This is a genomic window from Zoogloea sp. GW822-FHT05C07 (genome assembly GCF_058800215.1).
In genome coordinates, this window is sequence record NZ_CM179510.1 from 807,210 (window position 1) to 834,196 (window position 26,987).

At 66.6% G+C, this 26,987-nt stretch carries 23 protein-coding genes; 13 read left to right on the forward strand and 10 right to left on the reverse strand.

Features of this window, described 5'->3' with window-relative positions; all coding sequences use genetic code 11:
- Positions 1-3: 3 nt before the first annotated feature.
- Positions 4-2,511 carry an nSTAND1 domain-containing NTPase gene (locus AC3QL2_RS03790; protein WP_493235449.1) on the forward strand — a complete coding sequence of 836 codons (2,508 nt, stop codon included), beginning with the start codon at positions 4-6 and terminating at the stop codon, positions 2,509-2,511.
- A gap of 40 nt (positions 2,512-2,551) precedes the next feature.
- Complete coding sequence (locus tag AC3QL2_RS03795) at positions 2,552-4,090, forward strand: tetratricopeptide repeat protein (protein WP_493235448.1); 1,539 nt, start codon at positions 2,552-2,554, stop codon at positions 4,088-4,090.
- 37 nt (positions 4,091-4,127) lie between these two features.
- On the opposite strand, the gene AC3QL2_RS03800 is transcribed toward AC3QL2_RS03795, so the two are convergent.
- A complete protein-coding gene (locus AC3QL2_RS03800; protein WP_493235447.1) occupies positions 4,128-5,060 on the reverse strand; it encodes an AEC family transporter in 933 nt (310 codons plus the stop codon).
- A 96-nt stretch (positions 5,061-5,156) separates the two neighbouring features.
- Here AC3QL2_RS03800 and AC3QL2_RS03805 point away from each other — a divergent pair, with 96 nt between their 5' ends.
- Positions 5,157-6,059, forward strand: a complete 903-nt coding sequence (locus tag AC3QL2_RS03805; RefSeq protein WP_493235446.1) for a LysR substrate-binding domain-containing protein — start codon at positions 5,157-5,159, stop codon at positions 6,057-6,059.
- Positions 6,060-6,087: 28 nt separating this feature from the next.
- Here AC3QL2_RS03805 and AC3QL2_RS03810 read toward each other — a convergent pair whose 3' ends face one another.
- Positions 6,088-8,214, reverse strand: coding sequence for a methyl-accepting chemotaxis protein (locus AC3QL2_RS03810; RefSeq protein WP_493235445.1), 2,127 nt, complete (start codon positions 8,212-8,214; stop codon positions 6,088-6,090).
- A gap of 246 nt (positions 8,215-8,460) precedes the next feature.
- On the opposite strand from AC3QL2_RS03810, the gene moaA reads away from it, so the two are divergent.
- The 6 genes from moaA to pabB all read left to right on the forward strand — a co-directional run bounded on the left by moaA (position 8,461) and on the right by pabB (position 15,539).
- Positions 8,461-9,549 carry a GTP 3',8-cyclase MoaA gene (moaA, locus tag AC3QL2_RS03815; protein ID WP_493235444.1) on the forward strand — a complete coding sequence of 363 codons (1,089 nt, stop codon included), beginning with the start codon at positions 8,461-8,463 and terminating at the stop codon, positions 9,547-9,549.
- 1 nt (position 9,550) lies between these two features.
- Positions 9,551-10,156, forward strand: a complete 606-nt coding sequence (gene mobA, locus AC3QL2_RS03820) for a molybdenum cofactor guanylyltransferase MobA (RefSeq protein WP_493235443.1) — start codon at positions 9,551-9,553, stop codon at positions 10,154-10,156.
- Between the two features lie 5 nt (positions 10,157-10,161).
- On the forward strand, positions 10,162-11,427 hold the full coding sequence (moeA, locus tag AC3QL2_RS03825; protein WP_493235470.1) for a molybdopterin molybdotransferase MoeA: 1,266 nt from the start codon (positions 10,162-10,164) through the stop codon (positions 11,425-11,427).
- Between the two features lie 117 nt (positions 11,428-11,544).
- Entirely contained in the window at positions 11,545-12,456 is a 912-nt protein-coding gene (locus AC3QL2_RS03830; protein ID WP_493235442.1) for a hypothetical protein, read from the forward strand.
- Between the two features lie 56 nt (positions 12,457-12,512).
- Positions 12,513-13,652, forward strand: coding sequence for a polyphosphate kinase 2 (gene ppk2, locus AC3QL2_RS03835; protein ID WP_493235441.1), 1,140 nt, complete (start codon positions 12,513-12,515; stop codon positions 13,650-13,652).
- Between the two features lie 87 nt (positions 13,653-13,739).
- Positions 13,740-15,539: an aminodeoxychorismate synthase component I gene (gene pabB, locus AC3QL2_RS03840; protein ID WP_493235440.1), complete on the forward strand. Its 1,800-nt coding sequence runs from the start codon at positions 13,740-13,742 to the stop codon at positions 15,537-15,539.
- 77 nt (positions 15,540-15,616) lie between these two features.
- On the opposite strand, the gene AC3QL2_RS03845 is transcribed toward pabB, so the two are convergent.
- Together AC3QL2_RS03845 and parA are read right to left on the reverse strand one after the other, a co-directional pair.
- Entirely contained in the window at positions 15,617-16,357 is a 741-nt protein-coding gene (locus tag AC3QL2_RS03845; RefSeq protein WP_493235439.1) for a hypothetical protein, read from the reverse strand.
- On the reverse strand, positions 16,354-17,013 hold the full coding sequence (gene parA / locus AC3QL2_RS03850) for a ParA family partition ATPase (protein ID WP_493235438.1): 660 nt from the start codon (positions 17,011-17,013) through the stop codon (positions 16,354-16,356). Before parA ends, AC3QL2_RS03845 begins: the two co-directional genes overlap by 4 nt.
- Before the next feature lie 141 nt (positions 17,014-17,154).
- On the opposite strand from parA, the gene AC3QL2_RS03855 reads away from it, so the two are divergent.
- Entirely contained in the window at positions 17,155-17,661 is a 507-nt protein-coding gene (locus AC3QL2_RS03855) for an O-acetyl-ADP-ribose deacetylase (protein WP_493235437.1), read from the forward strand.
- On the opposite strand, the gene AC3QL2_RS03860 is transcribed toward AC3QL2_RS03855, so the two are convergent.
- A complete protein-coding gene (locus tag AC3QL2_RS03860) occupies positions 17,658-18,035 on the reverse strand; it encodes a hypothetical protein (protein ID WP_493235436.1) in 378 nt (125 codons plus the stop codon). The genes AC3QL2_RS03855 and AC3QL2_RS03860 overlap by 4 nt on opposite strands.
- Before the next feature lie 208 nt (positions 18,036-18,243).
- On the opposite strand from AC3QL2_RS03860, the gene AC3QL2_RS03865 reads away from it, so the two are divergent.
- Entirely contained in the window at positions 18,244-19,527 is a 1,284-nt protein-coding gene (locus AC3QL2_RS03865) for an O-acetylhomoserine aminocarboxypropyltransferase/cysteine synthase family protein (protein ID WP_493235435.1), read from the forward strand.
- 54 nt (positions 19,528-19,581) lie between these two features.
- Here AC3QL2_RS03865 and AC3QL2_RS03870 read toward each other — a convergent pair whose 3' ends face one another.
- A complete protein-coding gene (locus AC3QL2_RS03870; RefSeq protein ID WP_493235434.1) occupies positions 19,582-21,012 on the reverse strand; it encodes a cyclic-di-GMP receptor FimW-related protein in 1,431 nt (476 codons plus the stop codon).
- A gap of 167 nt (positions 21,013-21,179) precedes the next feature.
- Between AC3QL2_RS03870 and AC3QL2_RS03875 the strand changes: the two genes are divergently transcribed.
- Both AC3QL2_RS03875 and AC3QL2_RS03880 read left to right on the forward strand, forming a co-directional pair.
- A complete protein-coding gene (locus tag AC3QL2_RS03875; RefSeq protein ID WP_493235433.1) occupies positions 21,180-21,974 on the forward strand; it encodes a thymidylate synthase in 795 nt (264 codons plus the stop codon).
- A 1-nt stretch (position 21,975) separates the two neighbouring features.
- On the forward strand, positions 21,976-22,476 hold the full coding sequence (locus AC3QL2_RS03880; protein WP_493235432.1) for a dihydrofolate reductase: 501 nt from the start codon (positions 21,976-21,978) through the stop codon (positions 22,474-22,476).
- Between the two features lie 89 nt (positions 22,477-22,565).
- Here the strand turns inward: AC3QL2_RS03880 and AC3QL2_RS03885 are convergent, their stop codons facing one another.
- From AC3QL2_RS03885 to apbC, 4 genes are all read right to left on the reverse strand, one after another.
- Positions 22,566-24,815 carry an Orn/Lys/Arg family decarboxylase gene (locus tag AC3QL2_RS03885; protein WP_481119172.1) on the reverse strand — a complete coding sequence of 750 codons (2,250 nt, stop codon included), beginning with the start codon at positions 24,813-24,815 and terminating at the stop codon, positions 22,566-22,568.
- A 115-nt stretch (positions 24,816-24,930) separates the two neighbouring features.
- A complete protein-coding gene (gene dcd / locus AC3QL2_RS03890) occupies positions 24,931-25,500 on the reverse strand; it encodes a dCTP deaminase (RefSeq protein WP_493235431.1) in 570 nt (189 codons plus the stop codon).
- Positions 25,501-25,586: 86 nt separating this feature from the next.
- Positions 25,587-25,781: an NF038104 family lipoprotein gene (locus AC3QL2_RS03895; protein WP_493235430.1), complete on the reverse strand. Its 195-nt coding sequence runs from the start codon at positions 25,779-25,781 to the stop codon at positions 25,587-25,589.
- Positions 25,778-26,869 (reverse strand): iron-sulfur cluster carrier protein ApbC, encoded by a 1,092-nt coding sequence (gene apbC, locus AC3QL2_RS03900; RefSeq protein ID WP_493235429.1) that lies wholly within the window; start codon positions 26,867-26,869, stop codon positions 25,778-25,780. Before apbC ends, AC3QL2_RS03895 begins: the two co-directional genes overlap by 4 nt.
- Between the last annotated feature and the right edge of the window lie 118 nt (positions 26,870-26,987).

Consider the following 26,987-nt stretch of genomic DNA (forward strand, 5'->3'; position numbering starts at 1 on the left):
GCCATGGACCGCATCACCCTCGCCCTGCCCTCCCCCTTTGTCGGCCTGCGGGCCTTCAGCGAGCGCGAGGCGCTGCTCTTTTTCGGGCGTGACGAGCACGTGCGGGATCTGCTCGCCAAGCTCCAGCGCCAGCAGCGCTTCATCGCCGTGATGGGCAGCTCTGGCAGCGGCAAGTCCTCCCTGATCCGCGCCGGGCTGGTACCCGCCCTGCATCGCGGGGCACTGTCTGCGGTAGGGCATCGCTGGAACGTCTGCATCTTCAAGCCGGGGGACGCGCCGCTGACCAATCTGAGCCAGGCCCTCACCGAGGACCCACGCTGGTGCGACTGCGACGACCGCCCGACGTCGGTCTCCCTGTTGAGCGCCCTGCTCGCCGTGAGCCCCGTGGCCCTTGCCGACCTCTACCGCCAGCGCGCCGAGCGCTTCCAGGGTGAAGCACTGCTGCTGGTGGTCGACCAGTTCGAAGAGATCTTCCGCTTCCGGCAAAAGCGCGTCGACGAAGCCGAAACCTTCATCCGGCTTTTGCTGCGCGCGGCGTCCGAGCCGCTGCCGATCCATGTCGTCATCACCATGCGTTCGGATTTTCTCGGCAACGCATCGGCCTTTCTCGGCCTGCCGGAGGCCATCAACAGCGGCCTGTACCTCACACCGCGCCTGGGGCCGGATCAGCTCAAGTCGGTGATCGCCTCACCCCTGGGCCTGGTCGGAGGCGAGATCGACCCGGTACTGGTCAATCGCCTGATCAACAGCCTGGGCGGAGCCGACGAGTTGCCGGTGCTGGAACATGCCCTGCTGCGCATGTGGAATCGGGCCCGCCAGGAAAGCCGTCAGCGCATAGAGGACGCGGACTTCATCGCCATCTGTTCGCCGCAGGGGCCGGCAAGCACGGACGGCGGCCTCCCCTTACCCGTCCATGCCATCGACAACCACGCCTCCGAGATCTTCCACGCCCTCTCCCCCGACGCCCAACTCGTCGCACGCCGGATGTTCCTCGCCCTGGTGGAACAACGGGAAGGGCGCGATGTGCGCCGCCCCCAGACGGTTCGGCAACTTGTCGAACAGGTCGGTGCGGAGGCACGCGATACCCTCCTGGCCGTCATCGAACGCTTTCGCGCCGACGGCGTGGGCTTTCTCCAGCCGCCAGCGACGGAGCGTCTCGACGACGACACCGTGATCGACATCAGCCACGAGAGCCTGATGCGCGTGTGGGGCCAGCTCAAACTCTGGCGCGACGAGGAAGCACGCTCGGTCCAGACCTTGCGCCGGCTGGCGGAAACAGCGGCCCTATACCGCAATCGCAACACTCTAAAGCTGGTCCCCCCGGAGCTCGACACCGCCAAACTCTGGCGCGCGCGCCAGCAACCCACCGCAGCCTGGGCCGAGCGCTATTGCCCGGACTTTGCCGAGGTGATGCGCTTCCTCCAGCTGAGCGAGGCCGCATGGGACGAAGACCTGCGGAGCAAAGCCGCCACCGAGGCCGCGCAACGCAGCGCGGAAGAACAGCAACGCCAGCGCGAGGCGAGCACCCGGCAAAACCGGCGCTGGGGGACGGTGCTGGGCAGTGTCCTGCTCACCGCCTTTATCGCCATGTTCTTTCTGTGGACCGATGCGCGGAATGAGGCCAAAGCCGCGAGAGAAGCCGAGCGCGCTGCCGTCCTAGCCAAGGAAGAAGCCGAAAAGCTGCAGCTCAGCAAAATACAGAACGAGCTCAAATCTCAAGATCTACTGGTCGACAAGCAGCGCCAGGCGTCCCTGCTGGAGCATGTCAATGGAGCGCTCCAGCTTGCCCTCAAGAGCGCATCGGCCGACACGCAGGCGCGCGTCGAAAAAACACTCAACGAGCGGCCACTGGTCTACATCCAGTACGCCGATCCGGCTCAGGCCAAATTCGCACAGCAGCTGAGCCAGCATCTCAATGAGACCAGCTACTCGTCACCCGGCGTCGAACGGGTCGGCAACGTACCGTCGCGCACCGAGTTGCGTTACTTCCGCCAGGAGGACGCCACCACCGCGCTCACCCTGAAAGCAAAACTGGAGCAATGGAATACAGGCCCGGTGCAGCTTCAGCTGCTGGCGGGCAAGTCAACGGGACAGTTGCGCCACTTCGAACTGTGGCTGGCGAGTTCGACCAGCACTGACCTGGCGGCCCGCGTGGCCGACCTAAACTCGGACAACCGCGCGATGCGCTTGGCAGCCGGGCAGTTGCTGCAGTCCCAGTATCTTGACTCCCCGAAAGCCATTGCGCTGGTGCTCGATACCTACACCCCCCAAAAGCTGGACACACTGACCACGGAGGGGCGCATCAACGGCCTCTACTACCTGTCGCGCAGCGCCCCGGAGGCCTGGACGCCCGAACTGCTGGCGCGCGGGCGGGACGTCGCCCGCAGCCTCGATGAACGCGACGCGCGCGGCATAGGCATCGGCCCGCAGACGCGCGCAGAGCTCAATGTGTGGAAGCAGAAGGTACTCAAGATGGCACCGGCAACCAACGGAAGAGACACGGCATATTAGTTGATCTGGATAATGCGGCATCCTGTTCCTGAAGCACGCCATGAAACGCCACGCCTTCGTCGCCATGCCGTTCGGTACCAAGCCCGACTGGAAAACCCCGCGCATCGGCAAGGCCAAGGAATTCTGGGCCCGCTACGACGACTGGGCCGCCCTCATCGAACGGGCCCGCAAGGCCGAGCGCCCGGAAGACATCCTCGTCCTCGCCGACGAGGCGCCGGTCATCCCCCTGCGCGTCGAAGCCCGTATCAAGGCCGGCAAGGCCCTTCTCGCCGGCAAGCATTTCCACTTTGCGCTGGAGCAGTTCGACGCCGCCCTCGAAGCCGCCCCCAGCCATGTGGACGCAGCCCGCCAGCGGGGCCTGTGCCTGCAGCGCCTGGGGCAATCCGATGATGCCCGCGCCACCTACGACAAGATCCTCGCCGACCATCCCGGCGACGCCGAGACCTGGTCCGTCCTCGGCCGTCTCAACCAGGACGCCTGGGTTGCGGCCTGGAATCGCGAAGGCGCAACGCCCGCCCAGATGCGTGAGGATGCCGCCTGCGCGGAGGCCCTGCTCCTCAAGGCCATCGGCAGTTACGCCAGCGCCTTCCGCAATGCCCCCAGCCACTACCACTCGGGCATCAAGGCCGTCACCCTGCTGCGGCTTTACGCCGATCTGGTCGACAAGCCCACCGATTTCGACGACGAGGCCGACTACATGGCCGGCGGCGTCGGCTGGGTAGCCAACGGCCTGATCGACGATCCCCGGGAAGGCTACCGGGCCCGTGTCACCCTCGGCGACCTGCGCGTGCTCCACGGCACCCCGGAGCAGGTCACCGAAGCCTACGAATTCGCCATCGCCAGTGCCGACCAGGACTGGCTCACCCTCGGCGCCACGCTCGCCGAACTGCGACTGCTCGCCGCCATCGGCTTTGCGCCGGACAACGTCGCCGCCGGCATCGCCACCTTCGAGCGTGCGCTGGCCCACCTGCCGCCCCCGCAACAACGCTGGCAGCCGGAAAAGACCTTCCTTTTCTCCGGCCACATGGTCGACGCCCCCGGCCGCAAGCTACCCCGCTTCCCTGCCGACAAGGAGGCCATCGCCGCCGCCGCCATCGCCAGGGCCCTCGACGACCTCCACGCGGGCAATGAGGATCTGGCCCTTACCCAGGGCGCCTCGGGGGGCGATCTGCTGTTCGCCGAAGCTGCGCTTGCCCGCGGCATGCGCGTGCAGCTCCTGCTGCCCCTGCCCGAACCGGACTTCATCGCCGCCTCCATCCTCCCGTCCGACAACGGCGAGGCCTGGCGCAAGCGCTACGACGCGCTGCGCGACAATCCCCTGTGCCTGCCGCCGCGCGTCATGCCGGACAGCCTCGGCCCGCTGCCCAAGGACAGCCAGGGCAAGCCTGTCAGCCCCTTCGAGCGTTGCAACCTGTGGCTGCTCAACAGCGCATTGGCGCTTGGCATCCGCCGCACACGCTTCGTCTGCCTGTGGAACGGCAGCGGCGGCGATGGCCCCGGCGGCACCGAACACATGATGAAGGAAATCCAGGACCGCAACGGACAGGTCACGTGGCTGGATACCCGGACGATGTGGTGAGTCCGCTCCTCAAGCGCCTGCGCAACAGGACTCGGCGTCAATGCAGGGCGAGCAGATGGATGCACAGCGAGACGGTGAGCACCGAGCCCATGGTCGTCAGCAGGACGACACGGGACACCAGCGCCGCGTTCCGGCCATACAGGCTGGCCAGCATGAAGGGGCCGGTGCCGGTTGGCAGCGCGCTCAGCAACAGGGCCGAATTGGCCCACAGCGCCGGCAGTTCAAAGACGCGAAAGGCCAGGAATGCGGTGATCAGCGGTTGCAGCAGCAGCTTCGCCAGCACCAGCCCGGCCGCCCCATCGCGCCCCCCTTCGTGCTTCTCGGCCAGGAAGAGGCCCAGCGACACGAGGGCGCACGGTGCGGCAGCAGTCCCGAGCAGGCCCAGGAACTGCCCCAGCGACGGCGCCAGTTGCCCGCCAGCCACGGCCCAGCAGCCCCCCAGCACGGGAGCCACGAGCAAGGGGTTCGTGCCCAGCGCCTTGCCCACTTTGACGACGGCGCGCAGCGGGTGCCTTTCCTGCTGCAGACTGATCTCGATCAGCACGATGGCGACGGCGAAAAGCACGCAGGCCACGATCAGCGTCGCAACGATCGCCGGCAGCAACCCGGCGTCGCCGAGCACCAGCACGCACAGCGGAATCCCGACGAAGCCGGTGTTGGCGTAGGCGGCGCCGAGCCCGTCGATGCTCGCATCGGCAAGCCGGCGCGGGCTGCGCATGCGCAGCAGGACGGTGGCCACGAACACCAGCACACAACCGCCGGACACCGACGCGATGAACCCCGGCTGCCAGATCTGCGACCAGGCGGCCGTTGCCGTCACCTTGAACAGCAGGGCCGGTAGCGCCAGCCAGACGACGAAGCGGTTGAGCTCCGTGGCCGCCGTTGCACCGAGGCGCCCGGAACGGCGGCAGATGTAGCCGGCCAGGATCAGTCCGAAGATAGGCAGGACGACATTGACGATGGAAGACATGGGCGCGGCTCTGCAATGGGTACAGGGCAGCTTAGGATTTCAAACCGATACGGTCCAATGCTATATAAGGCAGCGATCAATACGGAATCAGAATCAATGCCCATCGATTTTCGTCAGCTGCGCTATTTCGTCGTGCTCGCCGACACCCTGCACTTCGGCCGTGCCGCCGCACTGCTGCACATCTCCCAGCCGCCCCTGAGCCGCCAGATCGCCGCCCTCGAAGAGGAACTCGGCGTCCCGCTGTTCAAGCGCACGTCCCGGCAGGTCGAGCTGACCGCGGCGGGACGGCATTTCCATGAGCAGGCCGCACGTATCCTCGCCTCACTCGACTCGGCGGTGCGCACGACCCAGGCCACCGGGCGCGGCGAACTCGGCGTGCTGCGCATCGGCTTCACGATGAGCGCGGCGTGGAGCGTGCTGCCGCGGCTGGTCAGATCCTACGGGAACGCCTTTCCCGATGCGGACATCCAGCTCAACGAAGTGCTGCCACGCGAGCTGAACGCATCCCTCGACTCCGGCCAGACCGATATCGGCATCGCCTTTCCATGGCAACGCCCGGCCGGCCTCGAATACCTGCGCATCCACGCCGAGCCCCTCTGCGCCGTGCTTCCCGCGGGGCACAGGCTGGCCCCGGAGCGCGAGATCGCGGTGGGCGAACTCGCCGCCGAACCCTTCATCACCTTTCCCGCGAACACCGCGCCGGCGCTGCACGAGCTGGTGATCGGCAGCTGCCGCGAGCATGGCTTCGAACCGCGCATCCGCCTGGAAACGCATCTCCAGCAGACGATCGTGAACCTGGTTGCCGAGGGGCTGGGCGTCTCGCTGGTACCCCAGTCGATGAGCCGGATGCAGCTGCCGGGCGTCGTGTTCCGCCCGGTTTCGGCAGCGCGGATGGTCGAACAGGGCGTCATCTGGGCGGTGGACAACGACAACCCGTGCCTCACCGGCTTTCTGGACTGCGCCGGCAAACTGGCGGCGGAGCTGCCTCCCGGCGGCTGAGCCCGCCAGAAACGCGCGGGCTACGTCATCAGGCCCGCTTCAACGCAGCCGACGAAGCCTGCCGTCCGACGCGCGCCGGGCCGGCGCCCGCTGCGGCGCTCAAGCGGAAACGGGTGACGATTTCCATCAGCCCGCGGGCCTGGCCTTCGAGGCTCTCGGCCGCGGCCGCGGCCTGCTCCACCAGCGCGGCATTCTGCTGCGTCACGTCATCCATCCGCGTAATGGCCTGGGTCACCTGACCGATCCCCAGGCTCTGCTCACGGCTCGCGCCGCTGATCCCGGCCAGCAGTTCCGCCACCTGCCCGAAGGCCGCGACGACCTCCTGCATCGTGGCGCCCGCCTCATCCACCTGGGCCGCCCCGCCGGCAACCTTGTCCACCGACACGGCGATCAGCGCCTTGATCTCCCGAGCGGCCACCGCACTGCGCTGCGCCAGCGCGCGGACCTCGTTTGCCACCACCGCGAAGCCGCGCCCCTGCTCACCGGCCCGCGCGGCTTCCACCGCCGCGTTCAAGGCCAGAATGTTGGTCTGGAAGGCGATGCTGTCGATCACGCCGATGATGTCCGCGATCTTGCCGGAGCTTTCACGGATGTCCGCCATCGTCGTCACTACCCGCAACACCGCCTCACCGCCCTGCACCACCGCATCATTGGACTGGCTGGCCAGCAGGTTGGCGCGCTCGGCGTTGTCGGCGTTCTGCCTGACGGTGGCGTTCAGTTCCTCCATCGAACTGGCCGTCTCCTCGAGGCTGCTGGCCTGCTCTTCGGTCCGGCTGGAGAGATCGGCGTTGCCCGCGGCGATCTCCCGGGCCGCCGTGTTGATCGCCGCGGCCGCCCCCTGCAGACTACCGACCAGCTCCCGCAGATGCGCCACCGTGGTGTTGGCGTCATGCTGCAGGCGGCCGAAGGCACCGTGGTATTCGCCCTCGATCCGCTGAGTGAGGTCACCACGCGCCAGCGCCTCGAGAATCCGCGACACTTCGCCCAGCCCCACATCGCTCACTTCCATCAGGCGGTTCAGGCCCTCGATCATCCGGCGGAATTCGTGCTGGAACAGCGCCGTGTCGCCGCGCGCCTGGAAATCACCATGAGCCGCGGCCTCCACCAGCGACTGGATCTGCACGTTCACCTTGTGCAGCGAGCCCTTCACGCCGTCCATCGCCTCGGTGATGCGGGCCTGATGGCCGGGCAAGCGGGGCATGTCCACCGACAGATCCCCAGCCGCATAGCATTTGACGACTTCGACCACCTGCCGGCTAACCGCGATGTGGGTGTGCACCAGCCCATTGATCGAGCGGGCGATGCTCCCATAGACCCCGGGGAAACGCCCCGCATCGATCTGGTGATCGACCATCCCGGCCTCATGCTGGCGGGCGTTCTCCGCCTGCGCCTCGGCAAATCCCCTGAACGTCTCGACCATGCGCAGCATGGACTGCAGCAACTGCCCTGTCTCGTCCTTGCTGACCACGTCGATCCTGTCGGGCAGATTGCCGGCCGCAACGGCCTGGCTGATGGCCACCGCCTGGGCCAGGGGGCGGCTCACGCTGAGACTGATCCGCCACGCGGCGAATGCGCCGATCAGCACCATCAGCGCCGTGGCGGCGCCGAGCCCACGCTGCATGAGCGTCACTTCCGCATCGAAAGCCTGGCGGGCCTCCCGGGTTTCCACCGACTGCAGCTCCAGCAGCTGCGCAAAAGCCGCGCCGATGGGCTTGTCGGCACCCGCAATCGCCTTGTCCACTTCGGTCACCGTCGCGCCGCCCGCCCGCATGTCGACGACCCGCGTGATCGCCGCCCGGTATTTCTGGCTGCCCGCAGCGATCTCCTCCAGGGCGCGCTGGGCCTCGCCACTCACCGCCCCCAGGGCCCGGTATTCGCCGACGATGCGTTCGATGGCCGCCATGCTGCCGGCGAACTTCTGCGGATAGTCTCCGCCCCGCAGCAGCGTATTCTTGAAGTAGTGGATGCCGTCGCCGAGCGCCACCTGCCCCTGGTAGGCGAGCCGCTCCCGCGCCACCATCCGGCCTTCAAATTCGTCGAAGCGGGAGCGCAATTCCACCAGGTGGTAAAAGACCGCGATCGCAACGACCAGGCCGAGCGCCAGTACGAAGCCGAATCCGACAGCCAGGCGCTTGCCGATCGTCAAGTTGTTCATGGTGCATTTTCCTTTGCTGACAGGTGCGCCGGATGCCACTCATCGCGGCAGGCGCTCCGGCTTTAACGGCAGACGGCGGCGTTTTTTGATGTCGCGGTGTGCAGAAGACACGACGACCGGCTTGTCCTTCCCCGCACCGCCCCCCATAATTTTTGCAGGAAGGCGTTCTGCGCCTTGCCCCAGAACAAGGCCACAGGCCGCTGGGCGTCGTATAACGGCGCCTGCCCGTATCCGTCCCGCACAGAGATGAACCAGAGAGTCATTCCCCTCGCCGACGAGCGCCTGCTCGGGCAACTGCCCAAGATCCCGCGGGAGCTCAGCGCACCGACCGGCCACCTGCTCGACAGCCGGGGCCGCCCGGTGCGGGACCTGCGCATCTCGGTCACCGACCGCTGCAACTTCCGCTGCGTGTACTGCATGCCCAAGGCGGTGTTCGACAAGGACTACGCGTTCCTGCCGCGGGAATCCCTGCTGTCCTTCGAGGAGATCACCCGCCTGGCCCGCCTGTTCGCCGCCCATGGCGTCAGCAAGATCCGCCTGACCGGCGGCGAGCCGCTGCTGCGCCGCAACCTGGAGCAGCTCATCGCGCAGCTGACCGCCATTCCGGGCCTTGAGGTCACGCTCACCACCAACGGTGTGCTGCTGCCCAAGAAGGCGGCCGTGCTGAAAGCCGCCGGCCTCAAGCGCGTTACCGTCAGCCTGGACTCCCTCGACGACGAGGTCTTCCGAGCCATGAACGACATGGACGTGCCGGTCGCTGACGTGCTGAAGGGCATCGACGCCGCCACCGCCGCCGGGCTCGGGCCGATCAAGATCAACATGGTCGTCAAGCGCGGCCTCAACGACCACGAGATCCTGCCGCTGGCGCGCCATTTCCGCGGCAGCGGCCACATCCTGCGCTTCATCGAATTCATGGACGTCGGCAGCTCCAACGGCTGGCGCATGGACGACGTGGTGCCGTCGGCCGAAGTCGTCCGCCGCATCCACGCCGACTTCCCGCTGGAACCGGTCGATCCCAACTACACCGGCGAGGTGGCCGAACGCTGGCGCTACAAGGACGGCGGCGGCGAGATCGGCGTGATCTCCTCAGTCACCCAGGCCTTCTGTTCCACCTGTACGCGGGCCCGCCTGTCCACCGAGGGGCGCCTGTACACCTGCCTGTTCGCCCAGAGCGGCCACGACCTGCGCACACTGCTGCGCAACGGCCGCAGCGACGCCGAGCTGTCGGCCGCCATCGGCCACATATGGCAGGGCCGCGGCGACCGCTACTCGGAGATCCGCACCGCCGAGACGGCCGCCCTGCGCAAGATCGAGATGTCCTACATCGGGGGCTGACATGACGCTGCCCAGCAGAGACGACATCACCGGCCTGCTCCTCGCCGGCGGCCTGGGGCGCCGTATGGGTGGCATCGACAAGGGGCTGGCCCTGCTCGATGGACAGCCGCTGGCCACCCACGTGCTGATCCGCCTCGCCCCGCAAGTCGGCAGCGTGCTCATCAACGCCAACCGCAACGGCGAGGCCTACGCCCGCCTCGGCGCCGCCGTCATCCCCGACCTGCAGGGCGATTTTGCCGGCCCCCTGGCCGGGCTGGAGGCCGGGCTCGCCGCCTGCCGGACGCCTTACCTGGCCTGCGCCCCGTGCGACTCCCCCTTCCTGCCCGCCGACCTGGTGTCACGCCTGGCCGACGCGCTGGCCGCCGGACGGGCCAGCGTGGCCGTCGCCCGCACCGGCGAACAGTTGCATCCGGTCTTCGCGCTGATGCGCCAGGACGTGCAGGCCGACCTGCAGGCCTTCCTGCACGCTGGTGGACGCCGCATGGAAAGCTGGCTGCAACGCCTGTGCTGGGTGGCCTGCAGCTTCGACGACGAGGCCGAGGCCTTCACCAACATCAACACGACGGACGAACTCCGCGCCCACCATCCTGGAGATATCCCGCAGTGACGTCCCTGAACCAGCAATTCACCTGCAACGACGCCTACGACCCGAACGCCCTGCCCGTCGCCGTCGGCCGCCAGCTGATCCTCGACGCGGTGGCGCCGATCGAAGGGGTCGAACACCTGCCGCTGCGCGAAGCCCTCGGCCGCGTGCTGGCCGAAGCGGTCGTCTCGCCGATCGACGTGCCCGCCCACGACAACTCGGCGATGGACGGCTACGGGCTGCGCGGCGCGGACCTGCGCAGCGCTGGTGAGACGACGCTGCAGGTCATCGGCAGCGCCTACGCCGGCCGCCCCTTCCCGCGGGCCGTCGGCCCCGGCGAGGCGGTGCGCATCATGACCGGCGCCCCGCTGCCCGACGGCGTGGACACCGTGGTGATGCAGGAAGTCGTCAGCTGTCTCGACGACCAGCTCACGATCCCGGCTGGCCAACGTGCAGGCCAGAACGTGCGCAAGGCCGGCGAGGATCTGCGCGCCGGTGTTCCCGCGCTGGCTGCCGGCAAGCTGCTGCGCCCCGCCGAGTTGGGCCTGATCGCGTCCCTCGGCATCAGCGAGGTCAGCGTGCGGCGGCGCCTGCGGGTCGCCATCTTCTCCACCGGCGACGAGGTCGTGCCGCTCGGCACCATCGCCCGCGAAGGAGAGATCTTCGACAGCAACCGGTACACGCTGTTCGGCATGCTCACCCGCCTCGGTGTCGAGGTCATCGACCTCGGCGTGGTGCGCGACGACCCGCTGGCGCTGGAAGGCAGCTTCCGCGAAGCTGCCTCGATCGCCGACGTGGTCATCACCAGCGGCGGCGTATCGGTCGGCGAAGCGGACTTCACCCGCGGCATGATGGACAAGCTCGGCGAGGTGCTGTTCTGGAAGATCGCCATGAAGCCCGGCCGGCCGATGGCCTTCGGGCGCCTCGGCACAGGGAGCGATGCCGCCTGGCTGTTCGGCCTGCCCGGCAATCCGGTCGCCGTGATGGTGACCTTCTACCAGTTCGCGCGCCCGGCCCTGCTACGCCTGGCCGGCGTCGACGCCCCGGGCCTGCCGCCCGAACTGCGCGCCCTGTGCACCGTATCGATCCGCAAGGGCCGCGGCCGCACCGAATTCCTGCGCGGCGTGCTTTACGCGGAAGACGGCGAATGGAAGGTGCGGAGCACCGGCGCGCAGGGCTCAGGCATCCTTCGCTCGATGACCGAGGCCAACTGTTTCATCGTGCTGGGCCCCGAGCAGGGCGACGTGGCCGCTGGTGACGACGTGACTGTACAAATTCTGGACGGTTTGATCTGAGACCGTGATACAGCTGACGGGAAATTACAGAGGGGTTGCATTAGGCACTATTTTCTAGTGCAAAATTTCATCTTTGCAGTTTCCAGGCTGCTTCCAAACAACAGCCAAGAACGGACCATGAACACCAACGTTCCCGAAGGCACCAAGCAAATCGTCGACGGACGTGAACGGGTCTTCTACTCCGGTTACTGGGTCAAGACCTACCAGGTTCCCGAGGACACCCTCCAGGCCAAGCGCAAGCTGATCGGTGCCCTCACGCGCCGCCTGTTCAATCACGTCGAGCACGGGCTCAACATCCCCGGCAGCCGTCTGACCGAGGCCCGCAAGAGCTACGAGGACGAAACCAACGAGGACCGGCGCCGGGTCAAGGGCGCCATGCTGGCCGGCGCGCTGTTCAACCGGGCGGCGGACATCTTCACCAAGCTGGTGGAACTGCAGAGCGTCGGCATCGAGATCCAGTCGGACAACGCGCTGATGCGCGAATGCGGGCGCTGCCTGCAGGAAGCCCTCGGCCTCGGCCGTCTGGTGCTGCACCGCTCCGGCGAGGAAGGCATCGACGAGCTGTGGGGCGAGCCCTTCAAGGCCTTCTCGATCCCACTCGAAGACTTCTACGAGAGCCGCTACGTCAAGATCGGCATGACCCTGCGCGACGTGGACCTGATTGCCGACGCGATGGTCGAGACTTTCGAGCCACTGCCCTGTTTCACTGGCATCGAGCCCCATATCCGCGCCTTTGCCCGGGCCGCACAGATCAAGACCGAAACCCTGCGCACCGACCCGGACATCTTCGACATCTGGACGAGCTTCGTGACCGCCGCCGAGCGCCTGTGCAGCCACTTCAACAACGCCGCCATGCCCGCCAACATGGAAGATCAGCACGTGGTCGCCGATGGCCGTCTGCTTATCCAGCACGGGCGCGATCTGGTCAGCTACATCACCCGGGCGCGGACGCCGATGCCCAAGAGCACCACCGAATACATCGAGCGCTGCAAGGCCTACGCCGAACGCTGCGCCCGCCTGGCAGGCTGAACACCGGCACATCCGCCCCTGCCTTCTTCCCTCCATCCCCCGAAGAGGATACGGCCATGACCGACAAGAACAACAACACCTCCCGTTCCTCCGGCAGGGGCGCCCGGCGTGTTGCCAGCGGCGACATCGCCCCGCGCAGCACCCCTGCCGGCATCGAACGCTTCGTTGTCGACGAAGCCATCGATGCCGCCCAGGACGCCAAGGCCAGCGCAGTGAGCGACATCGTCGCCACGCTGGCCCGGCATGACGCCCACAGCATCGCCGAAACCCTGCAGGCCATCATGGCCGGCGCATCGCCCGACGATGCGGCGATCCTGCGTAATGCGCTGCTCGCCGAAGACGAAGCCGTCTACAAGAAGCTACCTTCCCACCCGGACGAGGAACTCGCAGATGGCTGGCGCGAGGGCGGCTACCCGTACAAGAACCTGATGTCGCGCAAGGCCTACGAGAAGCAGAAGTACCGCCTGCAGGTGGAACTTCTCAAGCTGCAGGCCTGGGTCAAGGAGACCGGCCAGCGCGTGGTGATCCTCTTCGAGGGCCGCGACGCGGCCGGCAAGGGCGGCACCATCAAGCGCTTCATGGAGCACCTCAACCCGCGCGGCGCCCGCGTCGTCGCACTGGAAAAGCCCAGCGAGACGGAGCGCGGCCAGTGGTATTTCCAGCGCTACGTGCAGCACCTACCTACTGCCGGCGAGATCGCGCTGTTCGACCGCTCCTGGTACAACCGGGCCGGCGTCGAGCGTGTGATGGGCTTCTGCAGCCACGACGAATACCTCGAGTTCATGCGCCAGACGCCGGAGTTCGAACGCCATCTGGTACGCAGCGGCGTGCACCTCATCAAGTTCTGGTTCTCGGTGAGCCAGAAGGAGCAGCGCCGCCGCTTCAAGGAACGCGAGAACCACCCGCTCAAGCAGTGGAAGCTGAGCCCAATCGACATGGCCTCCCTCGACAAGTGGGACGACTACACCAAGGCCAAGGAAGCCATGTTCTTCCACACCGACACCGCCGACGCACCGTGGACGGTGATCAAGTCGGACTGCAAGAAGCGCGCGCGCCTCAACGCCATGCGCTACGTGCTGCACAAGCTGCCCTACGCCAACAAGGACCTCGAGCACATCAACGCCCTGGACCCGCTGCTGGTCGGCCGTGCCCACGTGGTGTACGAGCGCGGCGAGCACGCCAGCCCGCTGCTGTAACCGGTTTCCCCCGCCCCGTCCCGGCAGGGATGGGGAGTAGTCCTTCACGCTTCTGCACGCCGTGCCGCGGCGCAGTAAACTCGGCCCGTGCCCATCGAATCCGCCTTCCCCCCTTTCGCCTTCTTCGACAACAATCTCGACGCCGACGGCGGCGCCTGGCTGCTCACTGGCCTGATCGAGGAGGTCGTCTGCCACGATGCCGACAGCTGGCAGCCTTGCCTGCAACGCCTCGACGAAGTCGCCCGCAACGGCGCCTGGGTCGCGGTGGCCGCCGCCTACGAACTCGGCTACGCCATCGAGCCCCGCCTGCGCCCCTTGCTGCCGGCTGGAAATAGCCCGCTGCTCCAGGCCTGGATCTTCGAGCGTGGCGACTGGCTGGATGCCGCCGCCAGCGAAGCCTGGCTGACGGCCCAGGCCGGCCACGCGCCCGGCGGCGTCGGCGCGCTGCAGGCGGACATCGGCGAAACGGCCTATCTCGAACACATCGAGCGCATTCGCCGCTACATTGCCGACGGCGACTGCTACCAGGTCAATTACACCTTCCCGTTCAGTGGCCAGGCCTATGGCGCCCCGGCGGCCCTGTACCAGGCCTTGCGCGCCTCCCAGCCGGTCCGCTACGGCGCCTTCATCCGCCACGCCGGCGGCAGCATCCTGTCGCGCTCGCCGGAGCTGTTCCTGGAACGCAGCGGCACGACGCTCAGCAGCCTGCCGATGAAGGGCACCGCGCCGCGCCATGCCGACCCGGCCACCCTCAGCACATCCGAGAAGGACCGCGCCGAGAACGTGATGATCGTGGACCTGATCCGCAACGACATGGGCCGGCTGGCCCCTGCCGGCGGCGTGCGGGTGGACGAGCTCTTCCACGTCGAGCCCTACCCGACGGTGTGGCAGATGATCTCCCGCGTCGTCGCCGAACCGGTCACCGCCGGGCTGGCGGAGATCTTCCGCGCCTTGTTCCCCTGCGGCTCGATTACCGGAGCGCCGAAGATCCGCGCGATGGAGATCATCCGCGAACTGGAGGCGAGCCCCCGCGGTGTGTATTGCGGCGCGCTGGGCTTCATCCGCCCCGGCGGCGATTTCCGCCTGAGCGTGCCGATCCGCACGCTGCTGGTGGATGCGGATGGCCAGGCGAAGCTCAATGTGGGCAGCGGCGTGGTCTACGATTCGAGCCCGGCCGGGGAATGGGCGGAATGCCATCTCAAGGCGCGGTTCCTGACGGCCCTGCCGACGCCGCTGCGGCTGATCGAAACCCTGCGCTACGCGCCGGCGGAAGAAGAGGCCTTCCCCTTCCTGCCCGAACACCTGGAACGCCTGTCGGATTCCGCGCGCTGGTTCGGCTTCCCCTTCGATGCCGACACCTTCCGCCGGGTGCTGGCCGGCATCAAAGGCGACGTGTCGCTGCGGGTGCGCATCACCCTCGACCAGCAGGGCGACCTCCGCGTCGAGACCACACCGCTCAGTGCGGGCGCACCTGCCGCAGCACCGACGGTGGTGCTGTCACCCCATCGGGTGCGCAGCGATGACCCGCTGCTGCGCCACAAGACCACCGCCCGCCGGCTCTACGACCAGGAGCTCGCGCGGGTCATGGGCGAAGGCCATTTCGACGCGCTGTTCCTCAATGAACGGGACGAACTGGCCGAAGGCGCACGCAGCAACCTGTTCGTGCAAAAGACTGGGGAATTGCTGACGCCGCAGCAGGACGCGGGGCTGCTCAATGGCGTGCTGCGACGCCGGCTGCTGCGGGAAGGCCGCGCGCGGGAAGCACGGCTTACAGTGGAAGATCTATGCCAGGCCGAAGCCCTATTCGTCGGCAACGGCCTGCGCGGACTCACCCGCGTACAACTCGCCCCCTGCAAGAGCGGGCTCAATCGCCCGACAGGCGACTGAGCCATCGCGGGCAGACAGCACATCCGCCCGACCAACAGGCCGCCTCCGGCATTCACCGGAGATCGGCCGTAGAGCACTTACTTCGCGCTCTTGCCCTTCGGCACCACCGACAGGCGCTCCACCAGCGCACGGGTACCGGCGGTGGACTCCTTCAGCAGAAGCTGCACGCCGGCACGCAACAGTTCGGACTTGGTGCAGATCCGGCCGGCCTTGGCCAGCGTCTCGCGGAGGGTCTTGAGCTGGGCGTGCTCGCTCTTCGGCATCGAGAAGGAATCGCGCACAACCTTCTCGCGGCTGGCCTTGACCGGCTTCTCGGCCTTTTCCGCCTTGACCGGCTTTTCCGCCTTCGCGACCTTGGCTGGCTTCGGCGCCTTCTCGACCTTCTCGACCTTTTCCAGCTTCGCGGGCTTGTCGGCCTTCACCACCTTAGCCTTCTTGGCCGGAGCCGGCGCTTCTGCCACCACGGCCACCGGCTTGTCCTCGGCCTTGGCCTTCACGCCGGGGGCCTTGGCAACCTTGGCCGCGGCAGGCGTGCGCTTGGGCGTGGCGGGCTTCGCGGCCCGAACCGGCTTCACGACCGCCTTCACCGGCGCTTCAGCGGCGACCGCGACGACAATCGGAGCCTCGACGGGAGCCGGCGCTGCAACCACGACTTCCGGCTTGCTCTCCACCACCGGGGCCGGGGCAGCCGCAGCCGGCTCGCTCACCACCACGGCCTCCACCTTGGCGGGCACGGCGGCTTCGGGCAGGCGGGTTTCGAGGGATTCCGTTTCCTGCTGCAGCGTGGAACGCAGCGCAGACTTGACCTTGCTGTTCATACTTTCTCTCCTGTGAGTTTCAAGACTTCCACAACCAGTTTGTCCACTTCCCGGGCAGCCTCTGCACCGGCGCGACCGAGCTGATACACCGTGCCGCCGATCACCGCGCTCTGCGCGAAGGCATTGCGCTGGGACAGGGCCGCGCCCAGTACCGGGAGTGTGAAATCGCGCATCACCTCGAGGACGTCCCAGGCGAGATTGGTGCGCACCACGCGGTTCGGCACCAGCGCCGCCTTGAGTCCCTTGCGGCTGGCCTGCACCTGCAGAATCAGGCGTTCGACGCCCTTGGTGGACCACAGATCGGCCGGGCTCGGCACCACCGGCACCAACGCCACGTCGGCTTCCTGCAGCGCCGCCAGCGTGGCCGCGTGTTCGATGGACGGCGGACAGTCGAGAAGCACCATGTCGGCACTCCGCGCCATCTGTTTGACGAAGGCACGCAAGCCCTCGGGCGGCACATCCAGCCGCGATACCTGGGCCGGGAAGCCCTCTACCGCAGACTGGGCCCAACGCAGGGCAGTCTCCTGGGGATCGAGATCGATGATGGCGACCTTGCGCCCGCTGCGTGCGAGCCCACCCGCCAGTTGCATCGTGAGCGTCGACTTGCCCGCCCCTCCCTTCTGGGACAGGACGGTAATCACCCTTGGCTTGGCCACTCAACCCCCTGATTGCGTAATACCGTATTATTTTTGCGCGAACGGGATCACTTGGCAAGTCGAAATGAGAACGGCAGGATGGAGGCGGTCACAGTCCTGCGCGCATCAACGCCGCAGACAGGTGCCAATAAGGAGGGAAAAATGAGTGCGAAGATCAGGATCTGGCAGGGCGACATCACCACGCTGGCCGTCGATGCCATCGTGAATGCGGCCAATTCGTCGCTGCTGGGTGGTGGCGGTGTGGATGGGGCCATCCACCGGGCCGCCGGGCCCGAACTACGGGCCTATTGCGCCGGCCTGGGCGGTTGCCCGACTGGCGAAGCGCGCATCACGCCGGGATTCCGGCTGGCGGCGCGCCACGTGATCCACACCGTCGGGCCGGTGTGGCATGGCGGTCAGCACGGCGAAGCCGAAGCCCTGGCCGCCTGCTACCGCAACAGCCTGCAACTGGCCGTGGATCACGGCCTGCGGACGCTGGCCCTGCCGGCGATCAGTTGTGGCGCCTACGGCTTCCCGCCGCAGGACGCCGCCCGGATTGCTGTCGCCGCCTGCCGCACTACGGCAGACGCCAACCCGCTACTCGAAGACATCGTGCTGGTCGCCTACGACCCGCACATCAAGGCATTGCTAGACGCAGCGCTGGCCTAGCAACCCTGCGGGACCAGGCCCTGGGGCGCCGCAGGAGCGGCGCGTGCAGGCGTCCCGCGGCCGTTGCAGACGCGCAGGCCGCGCGTTCCCAGCCGCATGCACTGCACGCCGGCCTCGCTCGGCAGATCGACGGCATCGCCGTCTTCCACCTTGTCGATGCGCAGCAATTCGAGAAACCGCCGGGCAGCCTCCCGGCAATCGAAAATCGTCAGACGCCCGTCATTGGCGCACAGCCAGCGACCGTTCAGCGTAATGCCGAGGCAGTTGTGGCAACCACCTGTCAGCGCATGCAGGCGAATCCGCACCTGCCCCAACAGCGACAGGCGGGCGGCGGCCAGTTCGAGCCACGTGGCGTGGCGTTTCTTGATGTCCATGTTTATCTCCTCCATCTTTTTTTTTGTCATCCGCCGGCCCTGCAATATCCACACGGGGCAAGACGCTGCAAGGAGCATTATCTACCAATGCCGGGGGCCTCGGCGAGGTGACGATTCCCGTAACGACCACCGGGAAAACCCGGAGTAGATAAACGGCGTATCATCGGCGCGCCAATACAGTGCGCCTAAAAAAATGGAGAAAAACACGATGAAACTGGAAACCCTGGCCGTCCATGGCGGCTACAGCCCGGACCCGACCACCAAGGCCGTCGCAGTCCCGATCTACCAGACCACCTCCTACGCCTTCGACGACACCCAGCATGGTGCAGACCTGTTCGACCTGAAGGTGGCAGGCAACATCTACACCCGCATCATGAACCCCACGCAGGCGGTGCTCGAAGCCCGCGTGGCGGCCATGGAAGGCGGCATCGCCGGCCTGGCCCTGGCGTCCGGCATGGCCGCCATCAGCTACGCGATCCAGACCATCGCCGAAGCCGGTGACAACATCGTGTCGGCCTCCACGCTGTACGGCGGCACCTACAACCTGTTCGCCCACACGCTGCCGCAGATCGGCATCCACGTGCGCTTTGCCGACTACCGTGATCCGGCCTCCTTCGCGCCGCTGATCGACGAGCGGACCAAGGCCATCTACTGCGAATCCGTCGGCAACCCGCTCGGCAACATCACCGACTTCGAAGCACTGGCCGCCATCGCCCACGCCCACGGCATTCCGCTGATCGTGGACAACACCGTACCGTCACCCTACCTGTGCCGCCCGATCGAGCACGGTGCCGACATCGTGGTGCACTCCCTCACCAAATACCTGGGTGGTCACGGCAACTCCATCGGCGGCATCATCGTCGATAGCGGCAAGTTCCCGTGGGCGGAGCACAAGGAACGCTTCCGCCGCCTCAACGAACCGGACGTGTCCTACCACGGCGTGGTGTATACCGAAGCCCTCGGCCCGGCCGCCTACATCGGCCGCGCCCGTGTAGTACCGCTGCGCAACATGGGTGCCGCGATCAGCCCCTTCAACGCCTTCCTGATCCTGCAGGGCATCGAGACCCTCGCCCTGCGCATGGACCGCATCTGCGAGAACACCCAGAAGGTTGCCGAGTTCCTGAAGAGCCATGCCAAGGTGGCGTGGGTCAATTACGCTGGCCTGCCCGAGCACCCCGACTACGCGCTGGTCGGGAAGTACATGGGCGGCCGCGCGTCGGGCATCCTCAACTTCGGCGTGAAGAGCGCGGACGGCGACGGCAAGGCCGCCGGCGGACGCTTCCAGGACGCCCTCAAGCTGGTGACCCGCCTGGTGAACATCGGTGACAGCAAGAGCCTGGCCTGCCATCCGGCCTCCACCACCCACCGCCAGCTGTCACCGGAAGAGATGGTGAAAGCCGGCGTTTCCGAAGACATGGTGCGCCTGTCCATCGGCATCGAGCACATCGACGACATCCTGGCCGATCTGGACCAGGCGCTGGCCGCGGTCTGAGCCACGATGCACGGTCTCCGCTTCCCAGCCCCACAGGGCGGGAAGCGGCCCCGTTCAGGGCAGGTGGCAGCCGATGACCTGGTAACCCGGACCACCACGCAGCGCCTGGGCGCTCTGCAGCTTGAGCGTGCGCGAACCGAGCTTGGCAAAGACCACCCCGCTGCGGACTGCCCCTGGCTCGCAGACTATCCTCAGCACCCGCCCGCGCACCGGTGGATCGCACAGAATTCCACTCCAGCTCCGCCCTCCGTCATCGAGGACGATGGGTTGTGGATCATCCGAAAGGCGCTGCACGCCGACGGACGCCTCGCCGTTTTCATTCACGCGGACCCGCCTGACTACCCCCAGCACCCAGCGTCCGCTCTCTCCCAGGTGCGCCGCCAGCAGCGCGCCGACCCGGCACACTTCGGGGTCCACCGTCGTGGCATGGACACCGAAGCCGTTGCGGCTGGCGTCCTGCAGCGTCCACGCCGCAGCCGGCCGCAACAGCGCCTCGGCGGAAATCAGCGAGCGGATGAAGCCCAGTCCCGTCGCCAGGGCCAGCGCCTCCCCCACCGGGTGGCGGCGGAAGCGCCGTGTCGGCGGCTGAGCCCCCCAGTGGCGGACCAGGTGGCGGATTGCCGCAGCCATGATCGTGCCGTGCATGCCGTCGAAGCCGGCGCCTGCACCGCCGTCCCGCCCCAGCTCACCGAGCATCGGCAGCGCATCGGCGGGATCGAAATAACGCATGGCCGCCGACGGCTCATCCGGCAACACCAGACAGCGTCGGGGCGGTGACAGGGTTTCCAGGTCGAGCGCGAACAGCTGGCCCTTGCCGGGCTGCTCGCGCAGATCCATCGCATGCTGAAGATGACGCATGAGCTTGTCGATCGCCTCGATACGCTCCGGCGCCAACTGGTCGAGGCAGGCGCTCTTCATGGCCACCAGCCGGACGAACTCCCGACGGATTGTCGAACGGGTCTCGCGCCCTTCCCGGAGCAATACGGGGCTATCCAGCTGCTCCAGTTCACAGGCGGTCCGATAGGCCTCGCCTGCGCGGCGCCAGGTTTCCGCCGACAAATCCTGGTAATCGAAGGCCGCCCACTTCATTTCCCCGTTGGCGCAGCGCACCGAGCGCAGCAGCATTTCGAGCTGCACGGCGGGCTCCTGCGGCGACGCCAGCACGAGTTCGTAGGCGCGCCCCAGGCTGGCGTGGAAATCCTGGCCGAGCGCCTTGTAGCGCACGCTGCGCGCGCCCAGCACATTGGAAAGGTAGAGACTGGCCGCCTGGCGCAGATGGGGCTGCGCGGCCTCGTCGAGCAGAACCACGAGACGGGCCAGTTCGGCCGGCGGCGGCGAGGCTTCATACTGAAAGGAGTCCAGCCAGCGGATCAGTTCGATCAACGCCGCAGGTGCTGCACTGGACGCAACACCGCCCAGCACCTGTTTCAGCGACCCGGCTTGAAGGAGCGGATGCACCCCTTCGGCAACAGAACCAAGCACCATGACGACCGCCATCCTCCCCGTAGGCCCTACCGGGCAATCCCCTCGCAAGGCGCGGCGATGGTAGCACAAAGGACTATTGGCGACGCCAGCGCCACCGCCCCGGAGTCGTGGAAAGCCGCATCCCCGGTCCACGGCACATCGGGTAAGATTCAAGCTTTTGGCGCCCCATGCGACAGTACCTCGAACTCATGCGCCACGTGGCGGAACGCGGCCACCGCAAGGACGACCGCACCGGCACCGGCACCCTTTCCGTCTTTGGCTGGCAGATGCGTTTCGATCTCGCCGAAGGTTTCCCGCTGCTCACCACCAAGAAGCTGCACACCCGCTCGATCATCCACGAGCTGCTGTGGTTCCTGCGCGGCGACACCAACATCCAGTACCTGAAGGACAACAAGGTTTCCATCTGGGACGAATGGGCCGATGAAAACGGCGAACTCGGCCCGGTGTATGGCAAGCAGTGGCGGCGCTGGGAAACCCCAGACGGGCGCAGCATCGACCAGATCGCCCAGCTCATCGAGGCCCTCAAGAAGAACCCGGACTCCCGCCGCCACATTGTGTCGGCGTGGAACCCGTCCGAAGTGGACCGCATGGCCCTGCCGCCGTGCCACGCGCTGTTCCAGTTCTACGTGGCGGGCGGCAAGCTGTCCTGCCAGCTTTACCAGCGCAGCGCCGACATCTTCCTCGGCGTGCCCTTCAACATCGCCAGCTACGCGCTGCTGACGATGATGGTGGCCCAGGTGTGCGGCTACGAGCTCGGCGATTTCGTATGGACCGGCGGTGACTGCCACCTCTACGTCAATCACCTGGAACAGACCCAGCTGCAGCTGTCCCGCGAACCACGCGCGCTGCCGACGATGCGCATCAACCCGGACGTGAAGAGCATCTTCGACTTCAAGATCGAGGACTTCACGCTGGAAGGCTACGACCCGCATCCGCACATCTCCGCCCCGGTGGCCGTCTGACATGGCGCGCCCGCTGCTCGCCCTGATCGCCGCCTGCGCCCGCGGCGGCGTCATCGGCATCGACAACCGCCTGCCCTGGCACCTGCCGGAGGACATGAAGTTCTTCCGCGAAACGACCCGCGGCAAGCCGGTGATCATGGGCCGCAAGACCTGGGAATCCCTGCCCGACGCGTTCCGCCCGCTGCCCGGCCGGCTGAACATCGTGGTCAGCCGCAACCCGGACTTCCAGGCCACCGGCGGCCAGGTCGTCACCAGCCTGGAAGCCGCGCGGGCGGCGGCTGGCGACGCGGACATCGCCTTCGTGATCGGCGGCGCCGAGCTCTATCGCCAGGCCCTGCCGCTGGCCGACCGCCTGCTGCTCACCGAGATCGACCAGGACTACGCCGGCGATGCCTTCTTCCCGGACTTCGACCGCAGCGTCTGGCAAGAGGCCTCCCGCCAGCCCCACGTGGCCGAATCGGGCCTGCCCTTCGCCTTCGTCAGCTACGAACGCAGCACCTGAGCCCCATATCCAGCGCGGCACAGCCCGCTGCACAATGAAAAACGCCGCGGCTGAAACCGCGGCGTTTTTCATGCAAGGCTCGGCAGGACTCAGCCGCGCACGCAATCCACGTAGTAATGGATGCGCCCGTCGCGCTCTTCCTTCACGAGGCCATGCACGTCGGTCTCGAAGCCCGGGAAGCGGTCGTTGAACTCCCGCGCAAAGCGCAGGTACTGGACCACTGTCTTGTTGAAACGCTCGCCTGGAATCAGCAGCGGGATGCCCGGCGGGTACGGGGTCAGCAGCACGCTGGTGACGCGGCCTTCCAGCTCGTCGATGGGCACCCGCTCGATTTCCCGGTGGGCCATCTTGGCGAAGGCGTCGGCCGGCTTCATCGCCGGGACCATGTCCGACAGGTACATCTCGGTGGTCAGGCGTGCCACGTCGTTCTGCTTGTAGATGTCGTGGATCTGCTGGCAGAGGTCATGCAGGCCGATACGCTCGTAGCGCGGGTGCTTGGCGATGAACTCGGGCAGCACGCGCCACAGGGGCTGGTTCTTGTCGTAGTCGTCCTTGAACTGCTGCAGCGCGGTCAGCAGCGTGTTCCAGCGGCCCTTGGTGATGCCGATGGTGAACATGATGAAGAACGAGTACAGGCCGGTCTTCTCGACGATAACGCCGTGCTCGGCCAGGTACTTGGTGACGATCGCCGCCGGGATGCCGAAGTCGTCGGCGAAGTCGCCGTCCACATCGAGGCCCGGGGTGATGATGGTGGCCTTGATCGGGTCGAGCATGTTGAAGCCCGGCGCGATGTTGCCGAAACCGTGCCAGCGCTCGGAGTCGCGCAGCATCCATTCTTCGCGATCGCCCACGCCTTCGTCGGCGAGGTAATCGGGGCCCCATACCTTGAACCACCAGTCGACGCCCCACTCCTCGTCCACCTTGCGCATCGCGCGGCGGAAGTCGAGGGCTTCGGCCAGGGATTCCTCCACCAGCGCGGTGCCGCCCGGCGCTTCCATCATCGCCGCCGCCACGTCGCAGGACGCGATGATCGAGTACTGCGGCGACGTGGACGAGTGCATCAGGTAGGCCTCGTTGAAGATGTCGCGGTCCAGCCTGCGGGTCTGGGAATCCTGCACGAGGATCTGCGAGGCCTGCGACAGGCCGGCCAGCAGCTTGTGGGTGGACTGGGTCGAGAACACCATCGACTCACTGCAGCGCGGACGATCGGCGCCCATCGCGTGGTAATCACCGTAGAAGTCGTGGAAGGCCGCGTGGGGCAGCCAGGCTTCGTCGAAGTGCAGCGTGTCGATCTCGCCGTCCAGCATCTCCTTGATGGTCTCCACGTTGTAGAGGATGCCGTCGTAGGTGGACTGGGTGATCGTCAGGATGCGCGGCTTCTTGTCCTTGACCGCACGGGCAAAGGGATTGGCCTCGATCTTGCGGCGGATGTTGTCGAGCTTGAACTCGTCCAGCGGGATCGGCCCGATGATGCCGAAGTGGTTGCGGGTCGGCGTGAGGAACACCGGGATCGCGCCCGTCATGATGATCGAGTGCAGGATCGACTTGTGGCAGTTGCGGTCCACCACCACGATGTCGTCCGGCGCCACGGTGGAGTGCCACACCATCTTGTTGGAGGTGGACGTGCCGTTGGTGACGAAGTACAGGTGGTCGGCGTGGAAGATCCGCGCCGCGTTGCGCTCGGAGGCCGCCACCGGGCCGGTGTGGTCGAGCAGCTGGCCGAGTTCGTCCACCGCGTTGCAGACGTCGGCGCGCAGCATGTTCTCGCCGAAGAACTGGTGGAACATCTGGCCGACCGGGCTCTTCAGGAAGGCGACGCCGCCGGAGTGGCCGGGGCAGTGCCAAGAGTACGAGCCGTCGGCCGCGTAGTGGGTCAGCGCACGGAAGAACGGCGGCGGCAGGGAATCCAGGTAGGCGCGGGCCTCGCGCACGATGTGGCGGGCGACGAACTCCGGGGTGTCCTCGAACATGTGGATGAAGCCGTGCAATTCGCGCAGCACATCGTTCGGGATATGGCGGGAGGTGCGCGTCTCGCCATACAGGAAGATCGGGATGTCAGCGTTACGGAAACGGACTTCCTCGACAAATGCACGCAGGTCGGCGATGGCCTTTTCGGTGGCCTCGGGTGACGAGAACTCCTCGTCGTCGATGGACAGGATGAAGGCCGAGCCGCGGCTCTGCTGCTGGGCGAAGGACGCCACGTCGCCGTAGCTGGTCACCCCCAGCACGTGCGGGCCTTCCTTCTCGATGGCTTCCGCCAGGGCCCGGATACCCAGCCCGGACGTGTTTTCCGAACGGAAGTCCTCGTCGATGACGATGACCGGAAAATTGAAGCGCATGCTCGACTCCTCGATGCCCGATTTTCGGCCCGGGCGGATCAACAAAAAGCGTTGGGCGGACTTGCGTGCTTGCGCATAGTCCGCCCGGTATCTGCAAGGTTACAACAGAAATATTTCAGATCTTCGGCAGCGTCACGCCGGTCTGGCCGAGATACTTGCCGCCGCGGTCCTTGTAGGACGTGGCGCAGGTTTCATCGGACTCGAAGAACAGCATCTGGGCGACGCCTTCGTTGGCGTAGATCTTGGCCGGCAGCGGCGTGGTGTTGGAGAACTCCAGCGTCACGTGGCCTTCCCACTCGGGCTCGAGCGGCGTCACGTTGACGATGATGCCGCAGCGCGCGTAGGTGGACTTGCCCAGGCACACGGTCAGCACGCTGCGCGGAATGCGGAAGTACTCGACGGTGCGCGCCAGCGCGAAGGAGTTCGGCGGAATGATGCACACGTCGCCGGTGAAATCCACGAAGTTGCGCTCGTCGAAATTCTTCGGGTCGACAATCGTGGAGTTGATGTTGGTGAAGATCTTGAATTCGTTGGCAACGCGCACGTCATAGCCGTAGCTCGACGTCCCGTAGGACACGATCTTGCCGCCCTCATTCTGGCGCACCAGTTCGGGGGCAAACGGTTCGATCATGCGCGCATCGCCTTCCGCCATGCGGCGAATCCACTTGTCCGATTTGATGCTCACGCGGGGCCCCTGCACAAAAACGCGCATTCTACATGCAGAGGCCCGCCATAGAGACGCCAATTGCAGGCATTGATGCAATGCCGCAACTACTTCTTCTTTTCCTCTTCCGGATCGTCCTTGACCACGTCGTAGATACCCTTGCCGACCTTGAACGGCACCTTCACGACTTCGACGCCCACATCCACCGCCGCACCGACGACGGTGCCGACCACGCAACCGCCCAAGCCCATGCAAGCGGCCGCCAGCAGGCCGGTCGCCAGACTCCGCATCAGGCCGCTCACGTGTTCTGCACCACGATATTGGGGAACTTGTGGCTCATGTCCTTGGCCCGCTCGGCGATGCTGATCGCCACCTTGCGGGCGATGCCCTTGTAGATCTCGGCGACGCGGCCGTCCGGGTCGGCGACCACCGTCGGCACACCGCTGTCCACTTCCTGGCGGATCTGGATGTCGAGGGGCAGCGCGCCGAGGAAGGGCACACCGTAGTCGGCGCACATGGCCTGGCCGCCGCCGGTGCCGAAGATGTGCTCCTCGTGGCCGCAGTTGGAACAGATGTGGATGCTCATGTTCTCGACGATGCCGATGATCGGCACGCCGACCTTCTCGAACATCTTGAGGCCCTTGCGGGCGTCCAGCAGCGCGATGTCCTGCGGCGTGGTGACGATCACCGCGCCGGTCACCGGCACGGTCTGGGACAGGGTCAGCTGGATGTCGCCGGTACCCGGCGGCATGTCGATGACCAGGTAATCCAGCTCGTCCCAGTTGGTTTCCTTCAGCAGCTGCTGCAGCGCGCCGGTGGCCATCGGGCCGCGCCACACCATCGGCGTTTCCACGTCCACCAGGAAGCCGATGGACATCACCTGCAGGCCGTGGGCGTGCAGCGGCTGCATGGTCTTGCCGTCGAGGGAGTCGGGACGCTGGCCGCCGATGCCCAGCATCTGTGGCTGGGACGGGCCGTAGATGTCCGCATCCAGCATGCCGACGCGGGCACCTTCGGCCACCAGCGCGAGGGCCAGGTTGACCGCGGTGGTGCTCTTGCCGACGCCGCCCTTGCCGGACGCCACGGCGATGATGTTCTTCACGCCGGGCAGCAGCTTGACGCCCTGCTGCACCGCGTGGGCAACGATCTTGCTATGCACGTTGGCGCTCACATTGCCGACGCCGGGCAAAGTCTTGACCTGGGCGATCAGCGCCTGGCGGATCGCGTCGATCTGGGTTTGCGCCGGGTAGCCCAGCTCGATGTCGAAGGACACGTCGGCACCGCTCACGCGCAGGTTCTTCACCAGGCGGGAGGAGACGTAGTCCTTGCCGGTATTGGGATCGACGAACTGCTTCAGGCAGTCGAGGACGCTCTGGTCGGTAAGGCTCATGGTATCGGGGGCCGGCGAGCGGCGGAAAAATGAAAACATGGTGAACGGCACGCGGGGCAAGGTAAACCCGAGTAATTTTGTCCAGTTTACCAAAACAGGCAGGTTCCGCGAGGGCGGA

Excerpts from the sequence above, each read along its gene's own strand:
- ppk2 (WP_493235441.1), top strand. The coding sequence starts at position 12,513 with ATGACCGACAAGAACAACAACACCTCCCGTTCCTCCGGCAGGGGCGCC.
- AC3QL2_RS03795 (WP_493235448.1), top strand. The coding sequence starts at position 2,552 with ATGAAACGCCACGCCTTCGTCGCCATGCCGTTCGGTACCAAGCCCGAC.
- AC3QL2_RS03865 (WP_493235435.1), top strand. The coding sequence starts at position 18,244 with ATGAAACTGGAAACCCTGGCCGTCCATGGCGGCTACAGCCCGGACCCG.
- apbC (WP_493235429.1), bottom strand. The coding sequence starts at position 26,869 with ATGAGCCTTACCGACCAGAGCGTCCTCGACTGCCTGAAGCAGTTCGTC.
- AC3QL2_RS03805 (WP_493235446.1), top strand. The coding sequence starts at position 5,157 with ATGCCCATCGATTTTCGTCAGCTGCGCTATTTCGTCGTGCTCGCCGAC.
- AC3QL2_RS03800 (WP_493235447.1), bottom strand. The coding sequence starts at position 5,060 with ATGTCTTCCATCGTCAATGTCGTCCTGCCTATCTTCGGACTGATCCTG.
- mobA (WP_493235443.1), top strand. The coding sequence starts at position 9,551 with ATGACGCTGCCCAGCAGAGACGACATCACCGGCCTGCTCCTCGCCGGC.
- AC3QL2_RS03845 (WP_493235439.1), bottom strand. The coding sequence starts at position 16,357 with ATGAACAGCAAGGTCAAGTCTGCGCTGCGTTCCACGCTGCAGCAGGAA.
- AC3QL2_RS03885 (WP_481119172.1), bottom strand. The coding sequence starts at position 24,815 with ATGCGCTTCAATTTTCCGGTCATCGTCATCGACGAGGACTTCCGTTCG.
- AC3QL2_RS03870 (WP_493235434.1), bottom strand. The coding sequence starts at position 21,012 with ATGGTGCTTGGTTCTGTTGCCGAAGGGGTGCATCCGCTCCTTCAAGCC.
- moaA (WP_493235444.1), top strand. The coding sequence starts at position 8,461 with ATGAACCAGAGAGTCATTCCCCTCGCCGACGAGCGCCTGCTCGGGCAA.
- AC3QL2_RS03830 (WP_493235442.1), top strand. The coding sequence starts at position 11,545 with ATGAACACCAACGTTCCCGAAGGCACCAAGCAAATCGTCGACGGACGT.
- AC3QL2_RS03810 (WP_493235445.1), bottom strand. The coding sequence starts at position 8,214 with ATGAACAACTTGACGATCGGCAAGCGCCTGGCTGTCGGATTCGGCTTC.
- AC3QL2_RS03875 (WP_493235433.1), top strand. The coding sequence starts at position 21,180 with ATGCGACAGTACCTCGAACTCATGCGCCACGTGGCGGAACGCGGCCAC.
- AC3QL2_RS03860 (WP_493235436.1), bottom strand. The coding sequence starts at position 18,035 with ATGGACATCAAGAAACGCCACGCCACGTGGCTCGAACTGGCCGCCGCC.
- AC3QL2_RS03790 (WP_493235449.1), top strand. The coding sequence starts at position 4 with ATGGACCGCATCACCCTCGCCCTGCCCTCCCCCTTTGTCGGCCTGCGG.
- AC3QL2_RS03855 (WP_493235437.1), top strand. The coding sequence starts at position 17,155 with ATGAGTGCGAAGATCAGGATCTGGCAGGGCGACATCACCACGCTGGCC.
- AC3QL2_RS03880 (WP_493235432.1), top strand. The coding sequence starts at position 21,976 with ATGGCGCGCCCGCTGCTCGCCCTGATCGCCGCCTGCGCCCGCGGCGGC.